Annotated in this window: 22 protein-coding genes and 2 tRNA genes; 4 read left to right on the forward strand and 20 right to left on the reverse strand. The window is 66.5% G+C overall.

What is annotated here, in order from left to right:
* Positions 1–28 precede the first annotated feature (28 nt).
* Both MRBLWH12_RS06420 and MRBLWH12_RS06425 read left to right on the forward strand, forming a co-directional pair.
* Entirely contained in the window at positions 29–937 is a 909-nt protein-coding gene (locus MRBLWH12_RS06420; protein WP_341974430.1) for a LysR family transcriptional regulator, read from the forward strand.
* 34 nt (positions 938–971) lie between these two features.
* Positions 972–3,023 carry a M3 family metallopeptidase gene (locus tag MRBLWH12_RS06425; protein WP_363547316.1) on the forward strand — a complete coding sequence of 684 codons (2,052 nt, stop codon included), beginning with the start codon at positions 972–974 and terminating at the stop codon, positions 3,021–3,023.
* Between the two features lie 112 nt (positions 3,024–3,135).
* Here the strand turns inward: MRBLWH12_RS06425 and MRBLWH12_RS06430 are convergent, their stop codons facing one another.
* From MRBLWH12_RS06430 to MRBLWH12_RS06485, 12 genes are all read right to left on the reverse strand, one after another.
* Complete coding sequence (locus tag MRBLWH12_RS06430) at positions 3,136–4,245, reverse strand: epoxide hydrolase family protein (protein ID WP_363547319.1); 1,110 nt, start codon at positions 4,243–4,245, stop codon at positions 3,136–3,138.
* Positions 4,246–4,274: 29 nt separating this feature from the next.
* Positions 4,275–4,982 (reverse strand): peptidase E, encoded by a 708-nt coding sequence (locus MRBLWH12_RS06435; protein WP_363547322.1) that lies wholly within the window; start codon positions 4,980–4,982, stop codon positions 4,275–4,277.
* A complete protein-coding gene (gene clpX / locus MRBLWH12_RS06440) occupies positions 4,979–6,247 on the reverse strand; it encodes an ATP-dependent Clp protease ATP-binding subunit ClpX (protein WP_363547325.1) in 1,269 nt (422 codons plus the stop codon). The genes MRBLWH12_RS06435 and clpX overlap by 4 nt, the downstream gene beginning before the upstream one ends.
* A 125-nt stretch (positions 6,248–6,372) precedes the next feature.
* Positions 6,373–7,224, reverse strand: a complete 852-nt coding sequence (locus MRBLWH12_RS06445; protein WP_363547328.1) for an aldehyde dehydrogenase family protein — start codon at positions 7,222–7,224, stop codon at positions 6,373–6,375.
* Complete coding sequence (locus tag MRBLWH12_RS06450; protein ID WP_363547331.1) at positions 7,221–8,663, reverse strand: aldehyde dehydrogenase family protein; 1,443 nt, start codon at positions 8,661–8,663, stop codon at positions 7,221–7,223. The genes MRBLWH12_RS06445 and MRBLWH12_RS06450 overlap by 4 nt, the downstream gene beginning before the upstream one ends.
* Before the next feature lie 10 nt (positions 8,664–8,673).
* Positions 8,674–9,675 carry a deoxyribose-phosphate aldolase gene (gene deoC, locus MRBLWH12_RS06455; RefSeq protein ID WP_363547334.1) on the reverse strand — a complete coding sequence of 334 codons (1,002 nt, stop codon included), beginning with the start codon at positions 9,673–9,675 and terminating at the stop codon, positions 8,674–8,676.
* Entirely contained in the window at positions 9,672–10,607 is a 936-nt protein-coding gene (locus MRBLWH12_RS06460) for a sugar-binding transcriptional regulator (protein ID WP_341974420.1), read from the reverse strand. Before MRBLWH12_RS06460 ends, deoC begins: the two co-directional genes overlap by 4 nt.
* 183 nt (positions 10,608–10,790) lie before the next feature.
* Positions 10,791–11,432 (reverse strand): ATP-dependent Clp protease proteolytic subunit, encoded by a 642-nt coding sequence (locus MRBLWH12_RS06465; RefSeq protein ID WP_341974419.1) that lies wholly within the window; start codon positions 11,430–11,432, stop codon positions 10,791–10,793.
* Between the two features lie 19 nt (positions 11,433–11,451).
* Complete coding sequence (locus MRBLWH12_RS06470) at positions 11,452–12,048, reverse strand: ATP-dependent Clp protease proteolytic subunit (protein WP_341974418.1); 597 nt, start codon at positions 12,046–12,048, stop codon at positions 11,452–11,454.
* 81 nt (positions 12,049–12,129) lie between these two features.
* Complete coding sequence (locus tag MRBLWH12_RS06475; RefSeq protein WP_363547339.1) at positions 12,130–12,612, reverse strand: tetratricopeptide repeat protein; 483 nt, start codon at positions 12,610–12,612, stop codon at positions 12,130–12,132.
* 70 nt (positions 12,613–12,682) lie between these two features.
* On the reverse strand, positions 12,683–14,158 hold the full coding sequence (tig, locus tag MRBLWH12_RS06480) for a trigger factor (RefSeq protein ID WP_363547342.1): 1,476 nt from the start codon (positions 14,156–14,158) through the stop codon (positions 12,683–12,685).
* Between the two features lie 63 nt (positions 14,159–14,221).
* A tRNA-Pro gene (locus MRBLWH12_RS06485) sits at positions 14,222–14,295 on the reverse strand.
* A gap of 107 nt (positions 14,296–14,402) precedes the next feature.
* Here MRBLWH12_RS06485 and MRBLWH12_RS06490 point away from each other — a divergent pair.
* Positions 14,403–14,473 (forward strand) — tRNA-Gly (locus MRBLWH12_RS06490).
* 103 nt (positions 14,474–14,576) lie between these two features.
* On the forward strand, positions 14,577–15,770 hold the full coding sequence (locus MRBLWH12_RS06495) for a hypothetical protein (RefSeq protein ID WP_363547345.1): 1,194 nt from the start codon (positions 14,577–14,579) through the stop codon (positions 15,768–15,770).
* Between the two features lie 60 nt (positions 15,771–15,830).
* Here MRBLWH12_RS06495 and MRBLWH12_RS06500 read toward each other — a convergent pair whose 3' ends face one another.
* The 8 genes from MRBLWH12_RS06500 to rapZ form a co-directional block, all read right to left on the reverse strand.
* Positions 15,831–16,184, reverse strand: a complete 354-nt coding sequence (locus MRBLWH12_RS06500; protein WP_102192665.1) for an RNA polymerase-binding protein RbpA — start codon at positions 16,182–16,184, stop codon at positions 15,831–15,833.
* Entirely contained in the window at positions 16,184–16,432 is a 249-nt protein-coding gene (secG, locus tag MRBLWH12_RS06505; protein ID WP_102192666.1) for a preprotein translocase subunit SecG, read from the reverse strand. Before secG ends, MRBLWH12_RS06500 begins: the two co-directional genes overlap by 1 nt.
* An 81-nt stretch (positions 16,433–16,513) precedes the next feature.
* Positions 16,514–17,305 (reverse strand): triose-phosphate isomerase, encoded by a 792-nt coding sequence (tpiA, locus tag MRBLWH12_RS06510; RefSeq protein ID WP_341974414.1) that lies wholly within the window; start codon positions 17,303–17,305, stop codon positions 16,514–16,516.
* Positions 17,296–18,510 (reverse strand): phosphoglycerate kinase, encoded by a 1,215-nt coding sequence (locus MRBLWH12_RS06515; protein ID WP_363547348.1) that lies wholly within the window; start codon positions 18,508–18,510, stop codon positions 17,296–17,298. Before MRBLWH12_RS06515 ends, tpiA begins: the two co-directional genes overlap by 10 nt.
* 7 nt (positions 18,511–18,517) lie before the next feature.
* Entirely contained in the window at positions 18,518–19,528 is a 1,011-nt protein-coding gene (gene gap, locus MRBLWH12_RS06520; protein WP_341974412.1) for a type I glyceraldehyde-3-phosphate dehydrogenase, read from the reverse strand.
* 103 nt (positions 19,529–19,631) lie between these two features.
* Positions 19,632–20,258, reverse strand: coding sequence for a superoxide dismutase (locus MRBLWH12_RS06525; RefSeq protein WP_341974411.1), 627 nt, complete (start codon positions 20,256–20,258; stop codon positions 19,632–19,634).
* Between the two features lie 137 nt (positions 20,259–20,395).
* Positions 20,396–21,373 (reverse strand): DNA-binding protein WhiA, encoded by a 978-nt coding sequence (gene whiA, locus MRBLWH12_RS06530; protein WP_341974410.1) that lies wholly within the window; start codon positions 21,371–21,373, stop codon positions 20,396–20,398.
* 68 nt (positions 21,374–21,441) lie between these two features.
* Positions 21,442–22,314 (reverse strand): RNase adapter RapZ, encoded by an 873-nt coding sequence (rapZ, locus tag MRBLWH12_RS06535; RefSeq protein ID WP_341974409.1) that lies wholly within the window; start codon positions 22,312–22,314, stop codon positions 21,442–21,444.
* Positions 22,315–22,329 lie beyond the last annotated feature (15 nt).

The following is a 22,329-nucleotide window of genomic DNA, read 5'->3' on the forward strand; positions in this document are numbered from 1 at the left end:
AGCCAGCTCTTAACTCTAGAATTTCGGAATGGAACTCCATCAGCTGCAGATCCTCCGCGAGCTCGGCGCACTCGGAAGCGTCACCGCCGTCGCTGCACAGTTGCGAGTGACCCCCTCCGCCGTGTCCCAGCAACTCTCCGCCCTGCAACGCGGCTTCCGAACTCCGCTGACACGCAAAGAAGGCCGAACCCTGATGCTCACCGCAGCCGGCGAGGTGCTCGCCGCGGCGGGCGCCGAGGCGATCGACGCGATGGCGGCCGCACGCAACGCACTGGACGACTTCGAAACCGACACCACCGGAATCGTCACGCTGAGCGGGTTCCACAGCGTGGGTCAGGCACTCTTCGGCTCGCTCGTCCGCGAACTGTCGACATCGACGTCATCACCCACGGTGCAGCTGACCGATGAAGACGTCGCGCAGAGCGACTTTCCGGCCCTCACCGCCCGATACGACCTCGTGCTGGCTCACCGGATGGAGCACACCGCTCCGTGGCCGGCCGAGGGCATCCGGAGCCTCACGCTGGTTCGCGAGCCGCTGGACATCGCCGTCGCGAAGACTCATGTGCTCGCGTCTCGCAAGACCCTCACACCAGCCGACGTCGCCGGGGAACTCTGGGTGACGAGTCGAATCGGGTACTCCCCCGACGATGTACTCCGTGCCGTCGCCGCGGTCACGAACCGCACGATCCACGTGCAGCACCGGATCAACGACTACGGCGCGGTGTCCGCGGTGGTCGCCGCTGGCGACGCGATCGGCATGCTGCCCCGCTACACGTCCAGGAGCGCAGATGACCGCGATATCGTCCGGCTGCCCCTGCAGGGGGTGAGCACGCACCGGATGATCGACCTGCTGGCGCGGCCGGAGAACCTTCGCCGGCGTTCGGTGCGGGTCGTCGTCGAGGCTCTGCAGCGGGTGATGACACGGCTGAGCGAGTGAGCCGCTGGATGCCGATGCGCCCTAGGCTCGAAGGATGACCGATGCCACGAACCCGTTGCTGCAGCCATCCGTACTCCCCTACGGTCTCCCTGACTACAGTGCGATCCGGCCCGAGCACTACCTTCCTGCCTTCCGCGCCGCGTTCGAGGAACACCTCCGCGAGATCGACCGGATCACGATGGTGCGTTCCATGCCCACCTTCGAGAACACGATCGAAGCGCTGGAGCGCGCCGGTGAACTGCTCGACCGCGTGGCGCACGTCTTCTACACGGTCAGCTCAGCCGACGCGACGGAGGAGATCCAGGAGATCGATGCGGAGCTCGCACCGCTGATGGCCGCCCACCAGGATGCGATCATCCTGAACAGTCAGCTGTACTGGCGGGTGCAGCAGGTGCATGCGCAGCTGGACACGCGAGAACTCGACGCCGAACAGCGTTACCTCGTCGAGCGTCACCACCGCGAGATGACGCATGCCGGCGCCGCGCTCGACGATGCCGCGAAGGCACGTCTGACCGGTCTCAATCAGCAGCTGTCGACGCTCAGCAACGTTTTCGAACGGAATCTCCTCGCCGACACCAACGATCTCGCGGTCGTGTTCGACTCCGCCGCGGAGCTCGACGGGCTGACGGCCGGCGAGCTTTCCTCGGCTGCCCGCGCCGCCGAGGAACGCGGGCTTCCCGGTCGCTTCCTGGTGTCGCTGCCGCTGTTCACGGGGCATCCGTACCTCGCACAGCTCCGGGACCGGAGCTCCCGTCAGCGCATCCTCGAGGCGTCACAGGCGCGCGGCGCGCGAGACAACGAGCACGACAACCGCCCGGTGCTCAGCGAGATCGTAGGTCTGCGCGCCGAGCGCGCGGCCCTGCTCGGCTACGACTCGCATGCGGCGTATGTCACGGCCGACGAGACCGCAGGCGATCCGCTGGCTGTCGAGCAGATGCTGCGCGAACTCGCCGCACCTGCGGCCCGGAATGCCCGGGCTGAACAAGCCGCGCTGCAGTCCATCGTCGATGAGACCGAAGCGGAGCCGTTCACGGTCGAAGCTCACGACTGGGCGTACTTCACCGAGCGTGTCCGGACCGCTCGATTCGACATCGACACCGGCGCGCTCCGACCGTGGTTCGAGGCGGAGCGGGTGCTGCAGGAGGGCGTCTTCTACGCCGCTACCCAGTTGTACGGCGTGCGGTTCACCGAGCGCGGTGACCTCGCCGCCTACCACCCGGGCGCGCGCGTCTTCGAGGTGCACAACGAAGACGACAGTCCCCTGGGTCTGTACGTCCTCGACCTCTACACGCGGGATTCCAAGCGCGGCGGCGCGTGGATGAACCCGATCGTGAGTCAGTCCCGCCTAAGAGGGACCCCCGCGGTTGTGGTCAACAATCTCAATGTGCCGCTCCCCGGTGACGGCGAGCCGACGCTGCTCACGCTCGACGAGGTGACGACGCTCTTCCACGAGTTCGGGCACGCGCTGCACGGCCTGTTCGCGACCGTGACGTACCCGCACTTCGCCGGAACGAACGTCTTCCGGGACTTCGTCGAGTTCCCCAGCCAGGTCAACGAGATGTGGATCCTCTGGCCGGAGGTGCTCGACAACTATGCGAAGCATTACGAGACCGGCGAGCCGCTCGATCCTGCCATCGTGGACCGCCTGCGTGCGACCGAGACGTTCAACCAGGGGCATGCGACGAGCGAATACCTCGCGGCAGCGTGGCTCGATCAGGCCTGGCACCGGGTCGGGCCGTCGGACGGAGCCGTCGATGTCGCGTCATTCGAGGCCACCGCGCTCGCGGACATCGGGTTGGACAACCCCGTCGTCCCCACGCGCTATTCGTCGACGTACTTCGCGCACGTCTTCTCCGGCGGCTACAGCGCGGGCTATTACTCCTACATCTGGAGCGAGGTGCTCGACGCCGACACTGTGGAATGGTTCCGCTCGAACGGGGGCCTGACTCGGGAGAACGGCGACCGGTTCCGTCAGCGCCTGCTCGGCGTCGGCGGCTCGATGGATCCGCTTGCGGCCTACCGTGACTTCCGTGGCCGCGATGCCGACATCTCTCCGCTGCTGAAGCGGCGCGGTCTGGACGCGTGACCGACGACGCGAGTTCGGCGATCCGATACTGATCGCCGAACCCGCGGCACCCGCGGCACCCGCGGCACCCGCGAAGCCAAGCGAAGCCAAGCGAAGCCAAGTACGGGACCGTTCAGCTCGGCAGCAGCCCGAGGCCGCGCGCGAAATCTCGCATTCTGCCCGCCATCGCCGCCGGAACCTCGGCGACCGCGAAATGGCCGCCCTCCGGCATCCGTTCGAAGGAACGGAGGTCGCGATAGTACGCAAGGGCCAGGCTCTCCGGATAGTCGTGCTCATGCCTCTGGATCGCCACCGCTGCGGGTACTTCGACGGGAGGGATCCGCTCCTCATCGCCGCCATCGAAGTAGGGGCGGAACGACGTGGCAATGCTCTGAGTGGCCCAGTAGATCATCGCCTCAGTGAGGATGCGGTCACGGGATATCCGCCGTTCGACGAGTTCAGGCTGACCGGTCGGTGTGTCACTCCACTCGACGAGCTTCTCGACGAGCCAGGCGAGCAGCCCCACCGGAGAATCGTTCAGACCCGCAGCGAGGGTGTCCGGTCGAGTCGCCTGAATGTGAGAGTAGGCGCCATCTGGTCCGCCCCCAGCGGCGAGACGCTCGAAGAAAGCGCGGGCATCGGCATCATCGAGGGCGTCACGCTCTTCGCCGGTGCCGAAGTGCGCGTGCGTCGCGAGGATGCCCTGCACCGCGCCGGGGTGAGTCGCGGCGATGAGGTCGCTCACGTTGGCGGAGATGTCCTCGCCGTAGGTGAGGTAGTGCTCGTACCCCAGCACCTCGGTCATCAGCGCATGCATCAGGCGAGCCATAACGCCCTCGGTCATCGTTCCGTCGAAAGGTGCGGAGAAGGCGAACCCCGGCAGGCTCGGGACGATGACATGGAAGTCCGGCAGCAACCGGGCGAACTCGAGCTGGAGCGCGAACGTGTGCGGCCAGCCGTGCATGACGAGGAGTGCAGGTGCATCGGGGCGGTCCGAGCGCAGATGGACGAAATGGATGTCGGTTCCGTCTATATCAGCGATGAACTGCGGATGCTCGTTCAGCTCTCGCTCGCGTGACCGCCAATCGAAGGCCGCCCAACTGTCGACGAGATCGCGGAGGTACGCCCCCGACAGCCCCGATTCAGGACGCCGGGGAGAGTCCGGTAACAGCCGCGCTCGCGAAAGTCGCGCGTGCAGATCGGCGATGACGTCATCCGGGACCGAGATCTGGAAGCTTCGCATGGCGTCACGTTAGACGCGGCCACCGACAATCAGCGCTGGAGCGCCCTCACCGGAACCTCGTGCTCGATCGCCTCGTCACCGGCACGTTCGACGCGGAACACCGGCTGGCCGGGACGCTCCGCGATCGCCTCCTGCAGCGACCCGTCACGCATGACGATCGCGGCATAGTCGTCGACCGCGTAGCCGTCGGGCAGCACGCCCGTCGCGACCCAGCTCAGATACTTCTCCCGCCGATCGGGCTCGCCGAGGTAATGCGGGCAGGCGCTGCCCTTCACGAATCCGAGACCGTCCGCCAGCGGGGCGAGCGGACCGAATGAGTCCGTCGACGACGCCTCGAACCAGCAGTTCATTCCTGCGCTGATTCCCGCGAGCACCGTGCCGTTGCTCGCCGCCTCACGCAGGATCTCCGTCAGCCCGTGCAGGCGCCACAGCGCGAGGAGGTTCGCCGTCGAACCGCCGCCGACGTAGACCAGATCCTGGTCGAGCAGCATCCGGGGATCGGTGTAACCCCACGGATCCTGGCAGAACAACGAAAGCACGGATGTCTCGGCGCGTCCCGCGAAGGCGGCCTCGAATCGCCCGCTATACGAGTCCGAGTCTCCGCTGGCCGTCGGCACGAAGCAGACACGGGGTTTCGTCGCGCCGGTCAGCTCCAGAAGATAGTCGTCGATCAGCGATGTGCCGTCGTCTGACATCGAGAACCCGCCGCCTCCGAGGGCGACGACGGTTCCGTTCACGCGCTCTTGCGCTTACGCTCCATGATGATCGTCGGCGGTGCGCCCTCGTCGACGGCGGCCTTCGTGACGATCACCTTGGCGACGTCATCAGCCGACGGGATCTCGAACATGATCGGTCCGAGGACGTCTTCGAGGATCGCGCGGAGACCGCGGGCACCGGTCTTGCGATCGACGGCGAGATCGGCGATCGAGCGCAGCGCCTCCTTATCGAACTCGAGCTGCACGCCGTCCAGCTCGAACATGCGCTGATACTGCTTGACGAGGGCGTTCCGCGGACCGGTGAGGATCTCCATCAGCGCGTCCTGATCCAGCGGCGACACGTTCGTGACGACGGGCAGGCGGCCGATGAACTCGGGGATGAGCCCGAACTTGTGCAGATCCTCCGGCAGCACCTCACTGAAGAGGTCGAGATCCTTGGTCTTGTCGTGCAGAGGAGCGCCGAAGCCGATGCCGTGCTTGCCGACGCGAGCCGACACGATGTCCTCGAGCCCGGCGAAGGCGCCGGCGACGATGAACAGCACGTTGGTCGTGTCGATCTGCAGGAACTCCTGGTGCGGGTGCTTGCGTCCGCCCTGCGGCGGAACCGAGGCGACCGTGCCCTCGATGATCTTCAACAGCGCCTGCTGCACACCCTCGCCGGAGACGTCACGCGTGATCGACGGGTTCTCCGCCTTACGGGCGATCTTGTCGACCTCGTCGATGTAGATGATGCCCTGCTCAGCGCGCTTGACGTCGTAGTCGGCGGCCTGGATCAGCTTGAGCAGGATGTTCTCGACGTCTTCGCCGACGTATCCCGCTTCGGTGAGGGCGGTGGCGTCGGCGACAGCGAACGGCACGTTCAGGCGCTTCGCAAGGGTCTGCGCGAGGTACGTCTTGCCACAGCCCGTCGGTCCGATCAGCAGGATGTTGCTCTTCGCGATCTCGACCTCTTCGGCCTTCTGCTCGGCCGTCTGCAGAGTGCCGTGCGCGCGGACGCGCTTGTAGTGGTTGTAGACCGCCACCGCGAGTGCGCGCTTCGCCGGCTCCTGGCCGACGACATATTCCTCGAGGAACGCGAAGATCTCACGCGGCTTGGGCAGATCGAACTCGGCTGTGCCCTCGGCGGAGGATTCCGCCATCCGCTCCTCGATGATCTCGTTGCACAGCTCGACGCACTCGTCGCAGATGTACACACCGGGGCCAGCGATGAGCTGCTGCACCTGCTTCTGGCTCTTTCCGCAGAACGAGCACTTGAACAGGTCAGCGCTTTCACCGATACGGGCCATGCGCGTCCTCCTAGGGGGGATCCAGAGATCGTCATCTGAGCCTAACCGCTGCAAGGGACACTGGGCCGCATTGGCGCGGGGCCGCTCGCCGATGGCGAACGACCCCGCATCCGATCACGTTGCGATCACACCATCGACTTCGTGTGCCACACCGTCTTGATCTCGGTGAACGCCGAGATCCGCTCCGGTGAGGCGATGACCTCGCCCGGCGCGATCACGCGCTTCAGCGTGTCGGCCGCGGCGATCTGCAGGTCGACCCACTCGAGGTCCCCCGCTCCGGCGAGGTCGAGGGCGTTGACGTCCTGATGCGAGGCCAGCCACGGGGCCATCTCCGCGGGCGACCCGGTGAGGACGTTGACCACTCCCCCTGGGACGTCACTCGTCGCAAGCACCTCGGCGAGGCTGATCGCCGACAGCGGGAACCGCTCGCTCGCGATCACGACGACGGAGTTGCCTGCGACCAGCGCCGGGGCGACGACCGAGACGAAACCGAGCAGGGCGGAATCCTGCGGTGCGATGATCGCGACCACACCGGTCGGCTCCGGCACCGAGATGTTGAAGTACGGACCGGCGACCGGGTTGGCGTTGCCTGCGATCTGGGCGTATTTGTCGCACCAGCCGGCGTACCAGACCCAGAGGTCGATCGCTTCGTCGACCTGCGCTCCGGCGGCAGCCGCAGAGATGCCTTCCTGCGCCACGATCTCGTCGACGAACTGCGCACGACGCCCCTCGAGCACTTCGGCGACGCGGTACAGCACCTGCCCGCGGTTGTACGCGGTCGCCCCGGACCACCCCTTCACGGCGGCGCGGGCGGCGACGACGGCATCCCGAGCATCCTTGCGCGAACCCTGCGCGGCGTTCGCCAGGAACGCGCCCTTCGCCGAGAGCACCTCGTAGGTGCGTCCCGATTCGCTTCGAGGGAAAGCGCCGCCGATGGCGAGCTTGTACGTCTTCGGCACGGTCAGTCGCTTGCTCATGCTGCAGCCCCCTTCAGGTAGGCGGTGAGTCCCTGACGTCCGCCTTCGCGGCCGTAACCGGACTCCTTGTAGCCGCCGAACGGGCTCGACGGATCGAAACGGTTGAACGTGTTCGCCCAGATCACACCAGCGCGGAGCCGGTCGGCGACGGCGAGGATACGGGAGCCCTTGTCGGACCAGATCCCGGCGGAGAGACCGTACGGCGTGTTGTTCGCCTTCGCGATGGCCTCGGCCGGCGTGCGGAAGGTGAGCACCGACAGCACCGGCCCGAACACCTCGTCGCGTGCGATGCGGTGCGAGGCCTCGACTCCGGTGAAGATCGTCGGCGCGAACCAGAACCCCTTCTCCGGGATGACGCAGTCGGCGGTCCACCGCTCGGCGCCCTCGGCCTCGCCGATGTCGCTGAGTTCGCGGATGCGGGCGAGCTGGGCGGCCGAGTTGATCGCACCGATGTCGGTGTTCTTGTCCAGGGGGTCGCCGAGACGCAGAGTGGAAAGCCGGTTCTTCAGCCGGTCGATGACCTCGTCGTGGATCGACTCCTGCACGAGCAAGCGGCTGCCCGCGCAGCAGACGTGTCCCTGGTTGAAGAAGATGCCGTTGACGATGCCCTCGACGGCCTGGTCGATGGGGGCGTCGTCGAAGACGATGTTCGCAGCCTTGCCGCCGAGTTCCAGCGTGACCTTCTTCTTCGTACCGGCGACGGCGCGAGCGATGTCACGGCCGACGCCGGTGGAGCCGGTGAAGGCCACCTTGTCGACGTCAGGGTGGCGGACGAGGGATGCTCCGGTCGAGCCAGCACCGGTGATGATGTTAACCACACCGGCCGGGAGGTCGGCCTGCTGCAGGATCTCGGCGAAGATGAGTGCGGTCAGCGGCGTGGTCTCCGCCGGCTTCAGCACCACGGTGTTGCCGGCGGCGAGGGCCGGAGCCAGCTTCCACGCGAGCATCAGCAGCGGGAAGTTCCACGGGATGATCTGGCCGGCTACGCCCAGCGAGCGCGGGTTCGCGCCGAGGCCGGCGTGATCGAGTTTGTCGGCCCAGCCCGCGTAGTAGAAGAACCAGGCGGCGACGAGCGGCACGTCGACGTCGCGACTCTCCTTGATCGGCTTGCCGTTGTCGAGGCTCTCCGCGACGGCGAGTTCACGCGCGCGCTCCTGCACGAGACGGGCGATGCGAAACAGGTACTTGCCCCGATCGCGACCACTCATCTTCGACCAGGTCTTCTCGTAGGCGCGTCGCGCTGCGGCGACGGCACGGTCGACGTCCTCATCGCTCGCCGATGCGATCTCGGCGATGCGCGACTCATCGGCCGGCGAGATGGTGGAGAAGCTGTCGCCCGATCCGTCGACGAACTCGCCGTCGATGAACAGACCGTAGCTGTCCTTGAGGTTCAGGAGCGCCTTCGATTCCGGCGCGGGAGCGTATTCCAGGAATGACATATGCGTTGTCCTAGTCGATCGTGACGTAGTCGGGGCCCGAGTAGTGGCCGGTGGTGAGCTTCTGGCGCTGCAGGAGAACGTCGTTCAGCAGGCTGGAGGCCCCGAAACGGAACAGGTGCGGCTGCAGCCATTCCTCGCCGACGGTCTCTGCGACGGTGACGAGGTACTTGATCGCATCCTTCGACGACCGGATGCCGCCAGCGGGCTTCACCCCGATCTTCTCGCCGGTCGCCTGGTGCCAGTCGCGGACGGTCTCCAGCATGAGCAGAGTGGTCGGCAGGGTCGCGGCAGGCTGCACCTTGCCCGTCGACGTCTTGATGAAGTCGCCCCCGGCCAGGATGCCGAGCCACGAGGCCCGCTTGATGTTGTCGTAGGTGTTGAGCTCACCCGTTTCCAGGATGACCTTCAGCGAGCCGTAGCTGCCGTCCTCGCGACGGCAGGCTTCCTTCACCCGGGCGATCTGGTCGAACACGAGGCCGTACCGCCCGGAGAGGAACGCACCGCGATCGATCACCATGTCGATCTCGTCGGCACCCGCGGCGACTGCATCCGCCGTGTCCGCGAGTTTGATCTCGAGGGAGGAGCGTCCGCTCGGGAACGCGGTGGCGACCGCGGCGACCGAGATCAGTCCGTCGTCCGGGTCGCCGTGCATGCCGCCGAGGGCGGCGACCGCGTCGCCGACCATGTCGCCGTATACGCAGACGGCCGCGACCTTCGGGCACGACGGATCGGCGGCATCCGGGTTCTTCGCCTTGGCGACGAGCGAGCGCACCTTGCCAGGCGTGTCCGATCCCTCCAGCGTGGTCAGGTCGATCAGTTTGATAATCGTGTCCAGCGCCCAGGCCTTCGAAGTCGTCTTGATCGAACGGGTGCCGAGTCCGGCAGCTCGCTGCTCGAGGCCTACCGCATCCACTCCGGGGAGCCCGTGCAGGAACCGCCGCAGCGTCGCATCATCGGGCTCACCGCCCAGCACGTCCACCGCTGTTCTGCGGCTCAATTCCTTGGTCGTCACTGTTCCTCCAACAATGCTCGGGCTGTGGTCTCATCGGTCACCAGAACGCTGCATAGGCCGCTGCTGACGACTGTACGCGCGATGTCATGTTTTGCGGGGCCCGCGGTGACGAAGATCGCCGTCTTCGCCGTCCGGAGGCGAGCGAGCCCGACACCGACGGTGCGGGCGTCCAGCTGCGGGTCCACGATGTTGCCGTCGGCATCGACGTAGCGTCCGAGGACGTCACCGACGGCACCGCGCCTGGCGAGCTCCTCGACGTCCTGAACGCTGAGGTAGCCGTTCTCGACGTGGGCGGAGCTGGCGTCGCAGGGACCGGCGGTGAACAGGAATGCCTGCGCCTGGGTGGCCTCTTCGAGAACAGCCGCGACGGTGCGATCGGCCTCGATCGCCAGCTTCGTCTCCACCCGCTCCAGAATGGCGGGGCTCGGCAGCAGGGAGACGTGTCCGGATGCACGTTGTGCGATCATCCCGGCGAGGCCAGCAGCTCCGCCGGAGCGGCGGTTCAGGCTCACTCCGCCGTTGAGCTGGACCACGGTCACGCCGTGCGCCCAGCCGTCGGTGAGCGCCTCGGCGACCGCGCGGAGCGTGCGTCCCCAGCTCACGCCGAGGGTCCGCGGCACCGGGCGAAGGGTCGTCAGGAAGTCGGCTGCCGCCTGGGCGACCCGGTCGAGAGTGCTCTCCTCGCCGGAGGGCGACGGCACGACGACCGCTTCGGCGAGGCCGAATCGCTCGACCAGCGCGCGCTCGAGTCCGAGCCGACGAGCCCGAGGATGCACGATCTCGATGCGGACGATGCCGCGTTCGCGCGCTTGCGTGAGCAGGCGGCCGACCTTCCACCGGGAGATCTTGAGCAGGGCGCCGATCTCGTCCTGAGTCTTGTCCTCGTCGTACGAGAGTTCAGCGACCCTGACCATGAGCAATTCGTCGTCCACGGCATCCTCCTTCGTCTCCAGCGTAAGCCGTCAACCCCATCCGCGCACTCCGGTGCTCAGATGAGCAGGCCGTTCATGACCGACGCGCATTCGCGCTCCTCCGAAACACCTGCGCGGTACCGGCTCCTCGGGGTGCGCAAAAGGGCGGTCCGGAAACCCGGACCGCCCTCTCTTGCCGAAATGCTACGCGCGCTTGCGCGTGGTGAGCACCTGGTCGACGATTCCGTACTCGAGCGCCTGAGCGGCCGAGAGGATGTTGTCACGGTCGATGTCGCGGTTGACCTGCTCGACGGGCTTACCCGTGTGCGAGGCCATCGTCTCCTCGAGCCACGTGCGCATGCGGAGAATCTCCGCGGCCTGGATCTCGATGTCGGACGCCTGGCCCTGACCTGCCTCGCCCATCGCGGGCTGGTGGATCAGCACGCGGGCGTTCGGCAGCGCGAGACGCTTGCCGGGAGCACCGGCCGCGAGCAGCACAGCCGCAGCCGACGCCGCCTGGCCGAGCACGACCGTCTGGATCTGCGGCGCGACGTACTGCATCGTGTCGTAGATCGCGGTCATCGCGGTGAAGGAGCCGCCGGGCGAGTTGATGTACATCGTGATGTCGCGCTCGGCGTCCTGGCTCTCCAGGACGAGGAGCTGTGCCATCACGTCGTCGGCGGATGCGTCGTCGACCTGCACGCCCAGGAAGATCACGCGATCTTCGAAGAGCTTGTTGTACGGGTCCTGGCGCTTGAAGCCGTAGGCCGTGCGCTCTTCGAACTGCGGGAGAACGTAGCGGCTGGAGGGCAGGTTGCCTGCGGATTGGAAGGTCGGGGTGTACATGTGAGTCCTCTCGAATCCGTTATTCTGCGGCGTCCGCAGTGCCGCCGCCGCCGGTCACATCGCTCGCGTGCTCGCGGATGTGGTCGACGAAGCCGTACTCGAGGGCCTCGTCCGCGGTGAACCAGCGGTCGCGGTCGCCGTCGGCGTTGATCTGATCGACCGACTTGCCGGTCTGCGATGCCGTGATCTCCGCGAGACGCTTCTTCATCGAGAGAATGAGCTGCGCCTGGGTCTGGATGTCGCTGGACGTACCGCCGAAGCCACCGTGCGGCTGGTGCAGCAGCACGCGCGCGTTCGGCGTGATGTAGCGCTTGCCCTTGGTGCCGCTGGTGAGCAGCAGCTGACCCATGGAGGCCGCCATGCCGATTCCGACGGTGACGATGTCGTTCGGCACGAACTGCATCGTGTCGTAGATCGCCATGCCAGCGGTGATCGAGCCACCGGGCGAGTTGATGTAGAGGTAGATGTCCTTCTCTGAGTCTTCTGCGGCGAGAAGAAGGATCTTCGCGCAGATCTCATTGGCGTTCGAGTCGCGCACCTCTGAACCCAGCCAGATGATGCGGTCCTTCAGCAGCCTGTCGAAGACACTCGTCGCGACGAGGGGTTCTGCAGCCATGTCAGCTCCTGTTTCCGTGTTTCGGTGATTCGAATCTACCGGCGACAACGCAGCGCTCCGGCCGTGTTCGCCGTCGGCATATCAGCGTGGCGGGGCCGCGAGTTCCTTGGCATACGCCGCGACGGAACGCGTGTACAGCGGGAGGTGCGGAGCGAGAGTTTCGAGGGCAACGGCCGCAGCGGTATACGGATCGCCTTTCGATGCCAGCGTCAACGCGTAGAACGCGGCAGCCGCATCGGCCAGCGGGCCTCCTCGCTCGCGTTCCGCACGAAGCATCTCCAGCGCCTCTTCGATCCGCCCGAGATTGCGCAGCGTGCTGGCAAGCTGGATGGCGGCCTGAGCTCGGTGCTCATCGTCGAGCCCCGCGTCGAGGGCTTGCCGATACAGACCCTCCGCCTCCGCCTCGAGTCCCGCGGAGTCACGGGCACCGGCGCGTTCGAAGAGAGCGCGGGCGTCATGGTCCGGTCGCTGCTCGGCAAGCGCGTCGATCCGCTCGATACGTTGTGCGTCCGAGAGCGTCGGGTCGCTCCAGACGGCATCGATCTGTTCTTCCCAGTTCGTCATGCACTCCCCCTCGAATGAAAAAGGGGCGGATGCCGCAGCACCCGCCCCTTTCGTCACGATCGCGTGGCGATCACTCGGCCTTGTCGGCCGCCTTCTTGGCCGGAGCCTTCTTGGCGGCGGGCTTCTTCGCAGCGGGCTTGTCCGCAGCGGCTTCGGCAGCGTCTGCGTCATCGGCCGCCTTCTTCGCGGGGGCCTTCTTCGCAGCGGGCTTCTTGGCCGGAGCCTTCTTGGCCGGCTTCTCCTCAGCCTCAGCAGCATCCTGCTCGTCGTCGCCACCGATGAAGCCGGTGAGGTCGACAGGCTTGCCGTTGGTGTCGACGACCGTCACCTTGCCGAGCGCGACAGCGAGAGCCTTGTTGCGCGCGACCTCGCCGACGAGTGCCGGGAGCTGGTTCGAGGACTGCAGCGCCTCGACGAACTCCTGGGGCGCCATGCCGTACTGCGCAGCGGACTGGATCAGGTACTGGCTGAGCTCGTCCTGCGAGACCTGCACGTCGGCCTGCTCGGCGATCGTGTCGAGGAGCACCTGCGTGCGGAACTGCTTCTCGCTGGCCTCCGTCACCTCGGCGCGGTGCTCGTCGTCCTCGAGGCGGCCTTCACCCTCGAGGTGGCTGTGCACCTCATCCTCGATGAGCTTCGGCGGAACCGGGATGTCGATCTGCTCGAGCAGCGTCTCGACGAGCTTGTCGCGCGCCGCGGAACCCTGGGCGAACACGCCCTGCTCGGCAACGCGCTCGGCGAGGCTCGCGCGGAGCTCGGCGATGGTGTCGAACTCGCTGGCGATCTGCGCGAAGTCGTCGTCAGCCTCAGGAAGCTCGCGCTCCTTGACGGCCTTGACGGTGACGGAGACCTCGGCCTCTGCACCGGCGTGGTCGCCACCGACGAGAGCGGAGCGGAAGGTGGTGTCCTCACCAGCGGTGAGCGACTCGATCGCGTCATCGATGCCTTCGAGGAGCTCGCCCGAGCCGACCTCGTACGAGACACCCTCGGCGCGGTCGATCTCAGCGCCGTCGATCGCGGCGACGAGGTCGAGCTCGACGAAGTCGCCCTTGGCAGCGGGACGGTCGACCGGGATGAGCGTGCCGAAGCGGGCGCGCAGACGGTCGAGCTCCTCGTCGAGGGCCGCCTCGTCGGTCTCGACGGCGTCGACGGTCACCGTGATGCCGTCGTAGGAGGGCAGCTCGATGTCGGGGCGGACGTCCACCTCGATGTCGACGAGCAGGTCTCCGGAGAAGTCCTTCTCGTTCGGCCACTCGATGATCTCGGCGGCCGGGCGGCCGACCACGCGGAGCTTGTGCTCGGCGGTGGCGGCACGGAAGAACTGGTCGAGGCCCTCGTTGACGGCGTGCTCGATGACCGCGCCGCGACCGATGCGCTGGTCGATGATCGGAGCCGGGACCTTGCCCTTGCGGAAGCCGGGGATCTGGACATCCTGAGCGATGTGCTCGTACGCGTGAGCGATGCTCGGCTTGAGGTCGTCCGGGGTGACCGTGATGCTGAGCTTGACCCGCGTCGGGGTCAGCTTCTCGACGGTGCTGTTCGCCATGCTGGTTCGTTCTCCTTGTCATTTCCGCGCTGAATCGCGGCTGTGATGCCTGTGGAAGTCGTGTCGGGGCGACAGGAGTTGAACCTGCGACCTCCCGCTCCCAAAGCGGGCGCTCTACCAAGCTGAGCTACGCCCCGGGGAATCCGCACGCGGATTCAGCCCCATGAAGTCTAACGGACGAGAGCACCCGCGACAGTCCGCTATGATCGATGAGTCCGGTCAGTGTCCGTGAAGGATCTGATTCGGGGCTGTAGCTTAGTGGTAAAGCCTCTGTCTTCCAAACAGATGATGCGAGTTCGATTCTCGTCAGCCCCTCGTTCTCAGAAGGCCCCGCCAGTGGCGGGGCCTTCTGCATTCGCGCCTGATTAGACTCATGTCGACGATCGCACGGCGGTGCGGAGGCAGGAGACGAAACATCGTGAGTCACCCCTATCCGGCCGGCGGACACGCGCTCCCGGCACAGATGACCGGTCCGATCACGCCGCCGCCGGTTGTACCGCGCAAGAGGCGCACTGGCGCGATCCTCGGCTCTCTCGGCGCCGTGGCGGCCGTCGCCACCATCGCCGCGGTGCAGCTCTCGTCCCACGCCGGATACGACGGTGCCGAAGCGGCGTACCAGGATTCCGTTTCCGCCGCCGCGACCACCGCGGAACAGCTCAGGGCCGAGGTCGGCGCTCTTCGGACGACGACGGATGCAGCGGCGCTCATTCTCGAGAACAACAGCGGCACCCTGCTCGATGCGAGCTCAACAGATGCACTCGGCGTCGCCGTGTCGGAAGGCCAGACGAAGGCATCCGCAGCAGACGACGCTCTCGCAGTCACCCTGCCGCAGACGGACGACAAGCCCTTCTGGTTCTGGGAGCTGTTCTCCGAGACGCAGCAGCTCGATGAAAATCGTGCGCGTGCTGACGAGCATGCCGAGGATCTCCAGGATCAAAGCGATGACGCCGTTGCCACCGCGACGACCGTGACCGAATCCGGCGTCGCCGCCCTGGTCTCGGCTGCAGACAGCGCCTCTGCGCTCGAAGCGGCGCACATCTCCGCCCGGAACCTTGACGTGATCGCTCTGCGCGACGCCGCCGAGGAGGTCTCCTACACGACCACGATCGACCAGGGCGCCGCTGACGCGTTCATCGCCCTGGAGTCGGCCGCCACGCAGATCGTCGCCTCAGAGCAGGCGGAGATCGCAGAGAAGGCCGGTCCGCTGCAGGGCACGCGTCTCGAAGTGGAGGCCTTCGCGCGAAGCCTGGCTCCCGGTGTGCTGCTCGAGTTCGACTGGGCTCAACTCGTCAACGGCTTCGGACTCGACGGCGGCATGGGCGGATACACGACCTGGTGGTACGACGACCCCGGCTACGCGACGATCGAGCTGTCCGACTCCGTGGCCGAGCAGTGGCCGTCCGCGATGAGTCAGGCACTCGTCGCGCACGAGGTCGGCCACGCCATCAGCGTGAAGTGCGCAGACATGTACGACGACTCCACTCAGGACAGCATCGAGAAGTGGGCGACCGGCTGGGCGATCAGCATGGGCTTCACCGATGATGCGAACGGAGTGTGGGCGTACGGCTATCCCCCGCAGTCGTACATCGACGCTGCCGCGGGCTGCCGCTGACCGCAGACGAAGAAACCGCCACGACTCGGTCGTGGCGGTTTCTTCATCAGAGCGTGGTGGTCACTGACCCCGACGCTCGCGCAGCTGAGTGAGGGCGTCTTCCAGGAGCTGGACGGCTTCCTCATCGGTGCGACGTTCCTTCACATAAGCGAGGTGCGTCTTGTACGGCTCCGGCTTGGCGAGAGCCGGCGGGTTCTCCTTGTCCCGGCCAGCCGGGAGGCCCGACTGCGGGTGGTCGATGGTCTCGGGGATCTCCTCGTCCGGGAGACCGGCGGCGAAGTAGCGGACCGTCTCGTTACCGAGACCGTCCCAATACGACACTGCAATGCGGTCGGCATGATAGCCGTGGTCCTGCTCGCCCATCGGGCCAGAACCGACACGCGTGCCGCGAATGGCGTTACCACCGGTAGCCATCAGATCACCTCGAACTTCGTGATGAGCCCCAGCGCGACGATGGCGACGAACCACACCAGCGCCAGGACCACAGTGAAGCGATTGAGGTTCCGCTCCGCGAGACCGGACGAGCCGACCGCCGACGACATTCCCCCACCGAACATGTCGGACAGGCCGCCACCGCGGCCCTTGTGGAGGAGGATGAGGAGGGTCAGCAGGACGCTGGTGATACCCAGCACGACCTGCAGGACGAACTCGAGAATTGCCACGAAGAAGAGCCTTTCGCCAGGGCAGATTTGCCCTCGTAACGGTCAAGTATACGGTGTGACGGGGCCGCAGCCCCGTCACACTCACACGCCGACGTGCTTCTGGAAACGGATGATCGCTGCGAACTCATCGACGACGAGGCTCGCGCCGCCGACAAGGGCACCGTCCACATCAGGCTCACGCATGAAGCTGGCGATGTTGGCGGACTTCACCGAGCCGCCGTAGAGGACGCGGGTGCGAGCAGCCGCATCCTCCCCCAGAACCTTCGCGATCACGCCGCGCAGTGTCGCGCAGACGTCCTGCGCCTGCTGCGGCGTCGCCGCCTGACCCGAGCCGATGGCCCAGACCGGCTCGTACGCCACGACGATGTCAGCGTCCTTCGACACGCCCTGGAGCGCGACCTCGAGCTGACCGACCGGAACGGCACTTGCACCGAACTTCTCCAGGTCCTCCGCGGTCTCGCCGACGCAGATCACCGGCACGAGCGCGTGCTTCAGCGCGGCCTGCACCTTGGATGCGACGACCTCGTCCGACTCGGCGTGGTACTCACGACGCTCGGAGTGACCGATGATGACGTACTTCGCGTCGAGCTTGGCCAGGAACGCACCGGACACCTCACCGGTGTACGCACCGGAGTCATGTGCCGACAGATCCTGGGCGCCGAGCGCGAACGGGATCTTGTCCGCGTCGATGAGCGTCTGCACGCTGCGGATGTCCGTGAAAGGCGGGAAGACCGCGACTTCGACCGAACCGTCCTCGTGCTTGGCATCCTTCAGCGTCCAGTGCAGCTTCTGCACGAACGCCACCGCCTGCAGGTGATCGAGGTTCATCTTCCAGTTTCCCGCGATCAACGGGGTACGAGCGCTTATGCCCATCCGAGCACCTCCAGGCCGGGTAGTTTCTTGCCCTCGAGGAATTCGAGGCTGGCGCCTCCACCCGTCGAGATGTGACCGAACTGGTCATCAGAGAAGCCGAGCTGCCGCACCGCGGCAGCAGAGTCTCCGCCGCCGACGACGCTGAGCCCGTCGACCTCGGTGAGCGCCTGTGCGACGGTCTTGGTCCCCGCGGCGAAGGCCGGGAACTCGAACACGCCCATCGGCCCGTTCCAGAACACCGTCTTCGAGGTGCGGATGACCTCGGCGAAGCGCGCAGCGGTCTCGGGGCCGATGTCGAGCCCGATCCCGGAAGCACCGAACGCGGTCTCCTCGATCGCGTCCGCCGCTGCGATCTCATGCGCGGCATCCGCCGAGAATGACGCCGCGACGACCACATCGGTCGGGAGCACGATCTCGACGCCGCGCTTCTCCGCCTCGGCGAGGTAGCCGCGGACGGTGTCGAGCTGGTCCTCTTCGAGGAGACTGGATGCGACGGCGTGTCCCTGCGCCTTGAGGAACGTGAACAGCATCCCGCCGCCGACGAGGATCCGGTCGACACGCGGAAGCAGATGCGAGATCACGCCGAGCTTGTCGCTGACCTTCGAGCCGCCCAGCACGACCGCGTACGGTCGCTCCGGCTTCTCGGTGAGACGGTCCAGGACGTCGAGTTCGGCTGCGATCAGGAGTCCCGCCGCCGATGGCAGCAGTTCCGCGAGGTCGTAGACGCTCGCCTGCTTGCGATGCACGACGCCGAAACCGTCGGAGACCAGCACGTCACCGAGTTCTGCGAGCTGCGCGGCGAAGGCCTGACGCGTCGCGTCGTCCTTCGCTGTCTCGCCCGCGTTGAAGCGCAGGTTCTCGATGACGACGACGCCACCGTCCTCGAGAGACGCGACGGCATCGTGTGCCGACTCCCCCACCGTGTCGCGCGCGAACGCCACCGGCTTGCCGAGCAGCTCGGAGAGACGCTGAGCGACCGGTTCGAGGCTGTACTGCGGGTCGGGCGCCCCGTCAGGGCGTCCGAGGTGGGAGCACACGATGACGCGTGCTCCGGCGTTGATGAGGGCGTTCAAGGTCGGCAGCGAAGCGCGCACACGACCATCGTCCGTGATGACCCCGTCCCGCAAGGGGACATTGAGGTCACAACGGACGATGACGCGCTTGCCTTCGAGCGAACCCAGAGAGTCCAGGGTGCGCAGAGTCATGTCGAGCTCAGAGACGCTCTGCGACGTACTCGGTCAGGTCGACGAGGCGGTTGGAGTAGCCCCACTCGTTGTCGTACCAGCTCGAGACCTTGACCAGGTTGCCGCTGACGTTGGTCAGCGTGGAGTCGAAGATCGACGAGTGCGCGTTGTGCACGATGTCGGTCGAGACGATGTCGTCGGCGTTGTACTGCAGGTAGCCGGCGAGGCGACCCTCGTCAGCGGCCTTCTTGTACGCGGCGTTGATCACGTCGACGGTGAGGTCTTCACGCTCGGTGATCAGCGTGAGGTCGACGATCGAGCCGACCGGAACCGGAACGCGGTACGACGAGCCGCTGAGCTTGCCGTTGAGCTCGGGCAGAACCGTTCCGATCGCCTTCGCGGCACCGGTGGACGCCGGGACGATGTTGATCGCCGCTGCGCGTGCACGGCGCAGGTCGCCGTGCGGGCCGTCCTGGAGGTTCTGGTCTGCCGTGTACGCGTGCGCCGTCATCATGAAGCCGCGGACGATACCGAACTCGTCGTTGAAGACCTTGGCGAGCGGGGCGAGGCAGTTGGTCGTGCACGAGGCGTTGGAGAGGATGTGGTCCGTCTCCGGGTTGTAGGTCTCCTCGTTCACGCCCATGACGATGGTGCGGTCGTCGCCGGTCGCGGGAGCGGAGATGAGAACCTTCTTCGCGCCGGCGTCGATGTGCTTCTTGGCGAGGTCGGCCTTGGTGAAGAAACCAGTCGACTCGATGACGATGTCGACACCCAGTTCGCCCCAGGGGAGGTTGGCGGGGTCGCGCTCGGCGAACGCCTTGATGGTCTTGCCGTTGACGGTGATGCTCTCGTCGTCGAAGCTGATCTCTGCATCGAGGACACCCGCGGAGGAGTCGTACTTCAGCAGGTGTGCGAGGGTCTTGTTGTCGGTGAGGTCGTTGACTGCGACGATTTCGATGTCTGCGCCCTGCGCGAGAGCCGCGCGGAAGTAGTTGCGTCCGATGCGGCCGAAGCCGTTGATACCGATCTTGACAGACACTAAGGTCTCCTGATTTCTCGAGCGCTCGCGCGCGGTTTCAACTAGAGAAGCATGGACAACGGCGTCCCGACGGGCAGTTGGCCCATCGGGACGCCCGTCTTGCTTACGACAGTACCAGCAGGCCTGCAGTCTTCTCGCGGGCTGTTACGAAGCGCTGAGCGACGTTCTCCCAGTTGGCGATGTTCCACGCCGCCTTGACGTAGTCGGCCTTCACATTGAGGTAGTCGAGGTAGAAAGCGTGCTCCCACATGTCGAGCTGGAAGATCGGCACGGTGCCCTGCGCAGCGTTGGACTGCTGGTCGAACAGCTGCTGGATGATCAGGCGCTGGCCGATCGAGTCCCAGCTGAGCACGGACCAGCCGGAGCCCTGGATGCCCATCGCGTTGGCGGTGAAGTGCGCCTGGAACTTCTCGAAGGATCCGAAGAACTCCTCGATCGCTGCCTTCAGCTCGCCCTCGGGCTGTCCTCCGCCGTTCGGCGACAGGTTGGTCCAGAAGATGGAGTGGTTGACGTGGCCGCCGAGGTTGAACGCCAGGTCCTTCTCCAGCTTGTTGACGTTCGCAAGGTTGCCGCTCTCGCGAGCCTCGGCGAGCCCGTCGAGCGCCGCATTCGCGCCGGCGACGTAGGCCGCGTGGTGCTTGCCATGGTGGAGTTCCATGATCTTCCCGCTGATGTGCGGCTCAAGGGCTGCGAAGTCGTACGGGAGGTCGGGGAGCGTGTAGGTTGCCATATCGCTTTCATCCAATCCGCGCCGCGCCGCGGCGCTTGCCGATCCTCCGCGCCACCGAAGTGCGGCGTGGAGCAGACGTTATTCATCCTAGTGACGAGAACGTCGGGGCGGACCGGATCCTTCCGGCTATGACGGGCTCAGACGTCGAGACCGGCGGGCACTGCGGCCTCGGTGCCGGGGATGCCCTCCTGCTGCGCACGCTTGTCTGCGGTCGCGAGCAGACGACGGATGCGGCCGGCGACGGCGTCCTTCGTCAACGGCGGATCCGCGTGGTGGCCGAGTTCGTCGAGGCTCGCGTCGCGGTGCGCGAGACGAAGCGCGCCGGCGAGACGCAGATGATCGGGCACGTCGTCGCCGAGGATCTCCAGTGCGCGCTCCACGCGTGCGCAGGCGGCGACAGCGGCCTGCGCCGAACGGCGGAGGTTCGCATCGTCGAAGTTCACCAGGCGGTTCACCCCGGCACGCACCTCACGGCGCTGACGGAGCTCCTCCCATGCGACGGCCGTCCGCTGGGCGCCCATCTCGTTGAGGATGGTGCGGATGGCCTCGCCCTCGCGGACGACGACGCGCGGCATCCCGCGGACCTCACGCGCCTTGGCGGCGACACCGAGCCGGTGGGCGGCGCCGACGAGTGCCATGGCGGCCTCCGACGACGGGCAGGCCACCTCGAGCATGGCGGAACGCCCGGGCTCGCTGAGGGTTCCCGCGGCGAGGAACGCGCCGCGCCAGAGGCCGGCGACCTCTTCGCGAGAACCGGTGGTGAGGCGGTTCGGCAGGCCGCGCACGGGGCGTCGGCGCTGGTCGAGGAGGCCGGTCTGCCTGGCGAGGGTCTCGCCTGCGGCGATGACGCGGACGGCCCAGCGTGCGCCCTCGTTGGCGGTGCTCGACTGCACCTGTGCGATCTCCGGACGCACGCCGTAGATCTCGGCGAGATCCCGGGCGACGCGGCGCGCGAGAGTCTCGGCATCCACCTCCGCCTCGACCGCGACACGACCCGCGATCGAATGCAGCCCACCGGCGAACCGGAGAATGGCGGTAACCTCCGCGACACGCACCGTGGGGGGTGCATTACGGATGCTGACCAGCTCAGCCTTGACGTCGGTGGTTAGTGCCACGAGACTCCTCATACGCTCACGCGCCGGATCGCGACGCAAACGACTAGCCTACTCGGCCGAACGCTCTGCTACTCGCGTCCGAGATCCCGATGACGGACGTTGACCGCCACTCCCGGGATCGCTTTGAGCCGGCGCGCCAGCTCTTCAGACATCGCCACGGAGCGGTGTTTGCCGCCTGTGCAGCCGATCGCGATCGTCGAATGGCTCTTGTTCTCGCGCTGGTACCCCTCGAGAACCGGCGCGAGCGCGGCCGCGTAGGCATCGAGGAATTCCTCGGCTCCCTGCCGCGAGAGGACGTACTCCTTCACCTGTTCGTCCTGGCCCGTGAGTCCGCGAAGCTCTTCGTTCCAGAACGGATTCGGCAGGAAACGCATGTCGGCGACGAGGTCGACATCGGTCGGGAGCCCGTACTTGAACCCGAAGCTGAGCAGGGTGACGCGATGCCTCGCCGCGCCCTCCTCGGAGAACATCTGAGAAACCTGCGTGGCCAGCTGATGGATGTTCAGATTCGAGGTGTCGATGATCAGATCGGCGGCCTCGCGGATGGGGGCGAGCTTGGACCGCTCGATCCGGATGCCGTCGAGGAGCGTGCCGTCGCCCTGCAGCGGTTGCGGCCGCCGGACCGACTCGAATCTCCGGACCAGGACGTCGTCAGAAGCGTCGAGGAACAGCACCCTCACGCTGCCTCGGGCACGAAGCGCCCTCGCCACGCCAGGGAAATCGTCGAACAGGTTGCGACCGCGCACATCGACGACGGCCGCGACCTTCGGGAGCGCGCCGCCACCCATGTCAGTGAGGTCGAGCAGCGGACGGAGGATCTGCGGCGGGAGGTTGTCGACGACGTACCAGCCCAGGTCCTCCAGCGCGTTGGCGACCGTCGTCCGGCCTGCGCCCGACATACCTGTGACGATGAGGAACTCGCCCTTGTCCTCGTCTGTCATGTTGCTCCTTCTCCC

This window comes from Microbacterium sp. LWH12-1.2 (assembly GCF_040675825.1).
GTDB lineage: Bacteria > Actinomycetota > Actinomycetes > Actinomycetales > Microbacteriaceae > Microbacterium.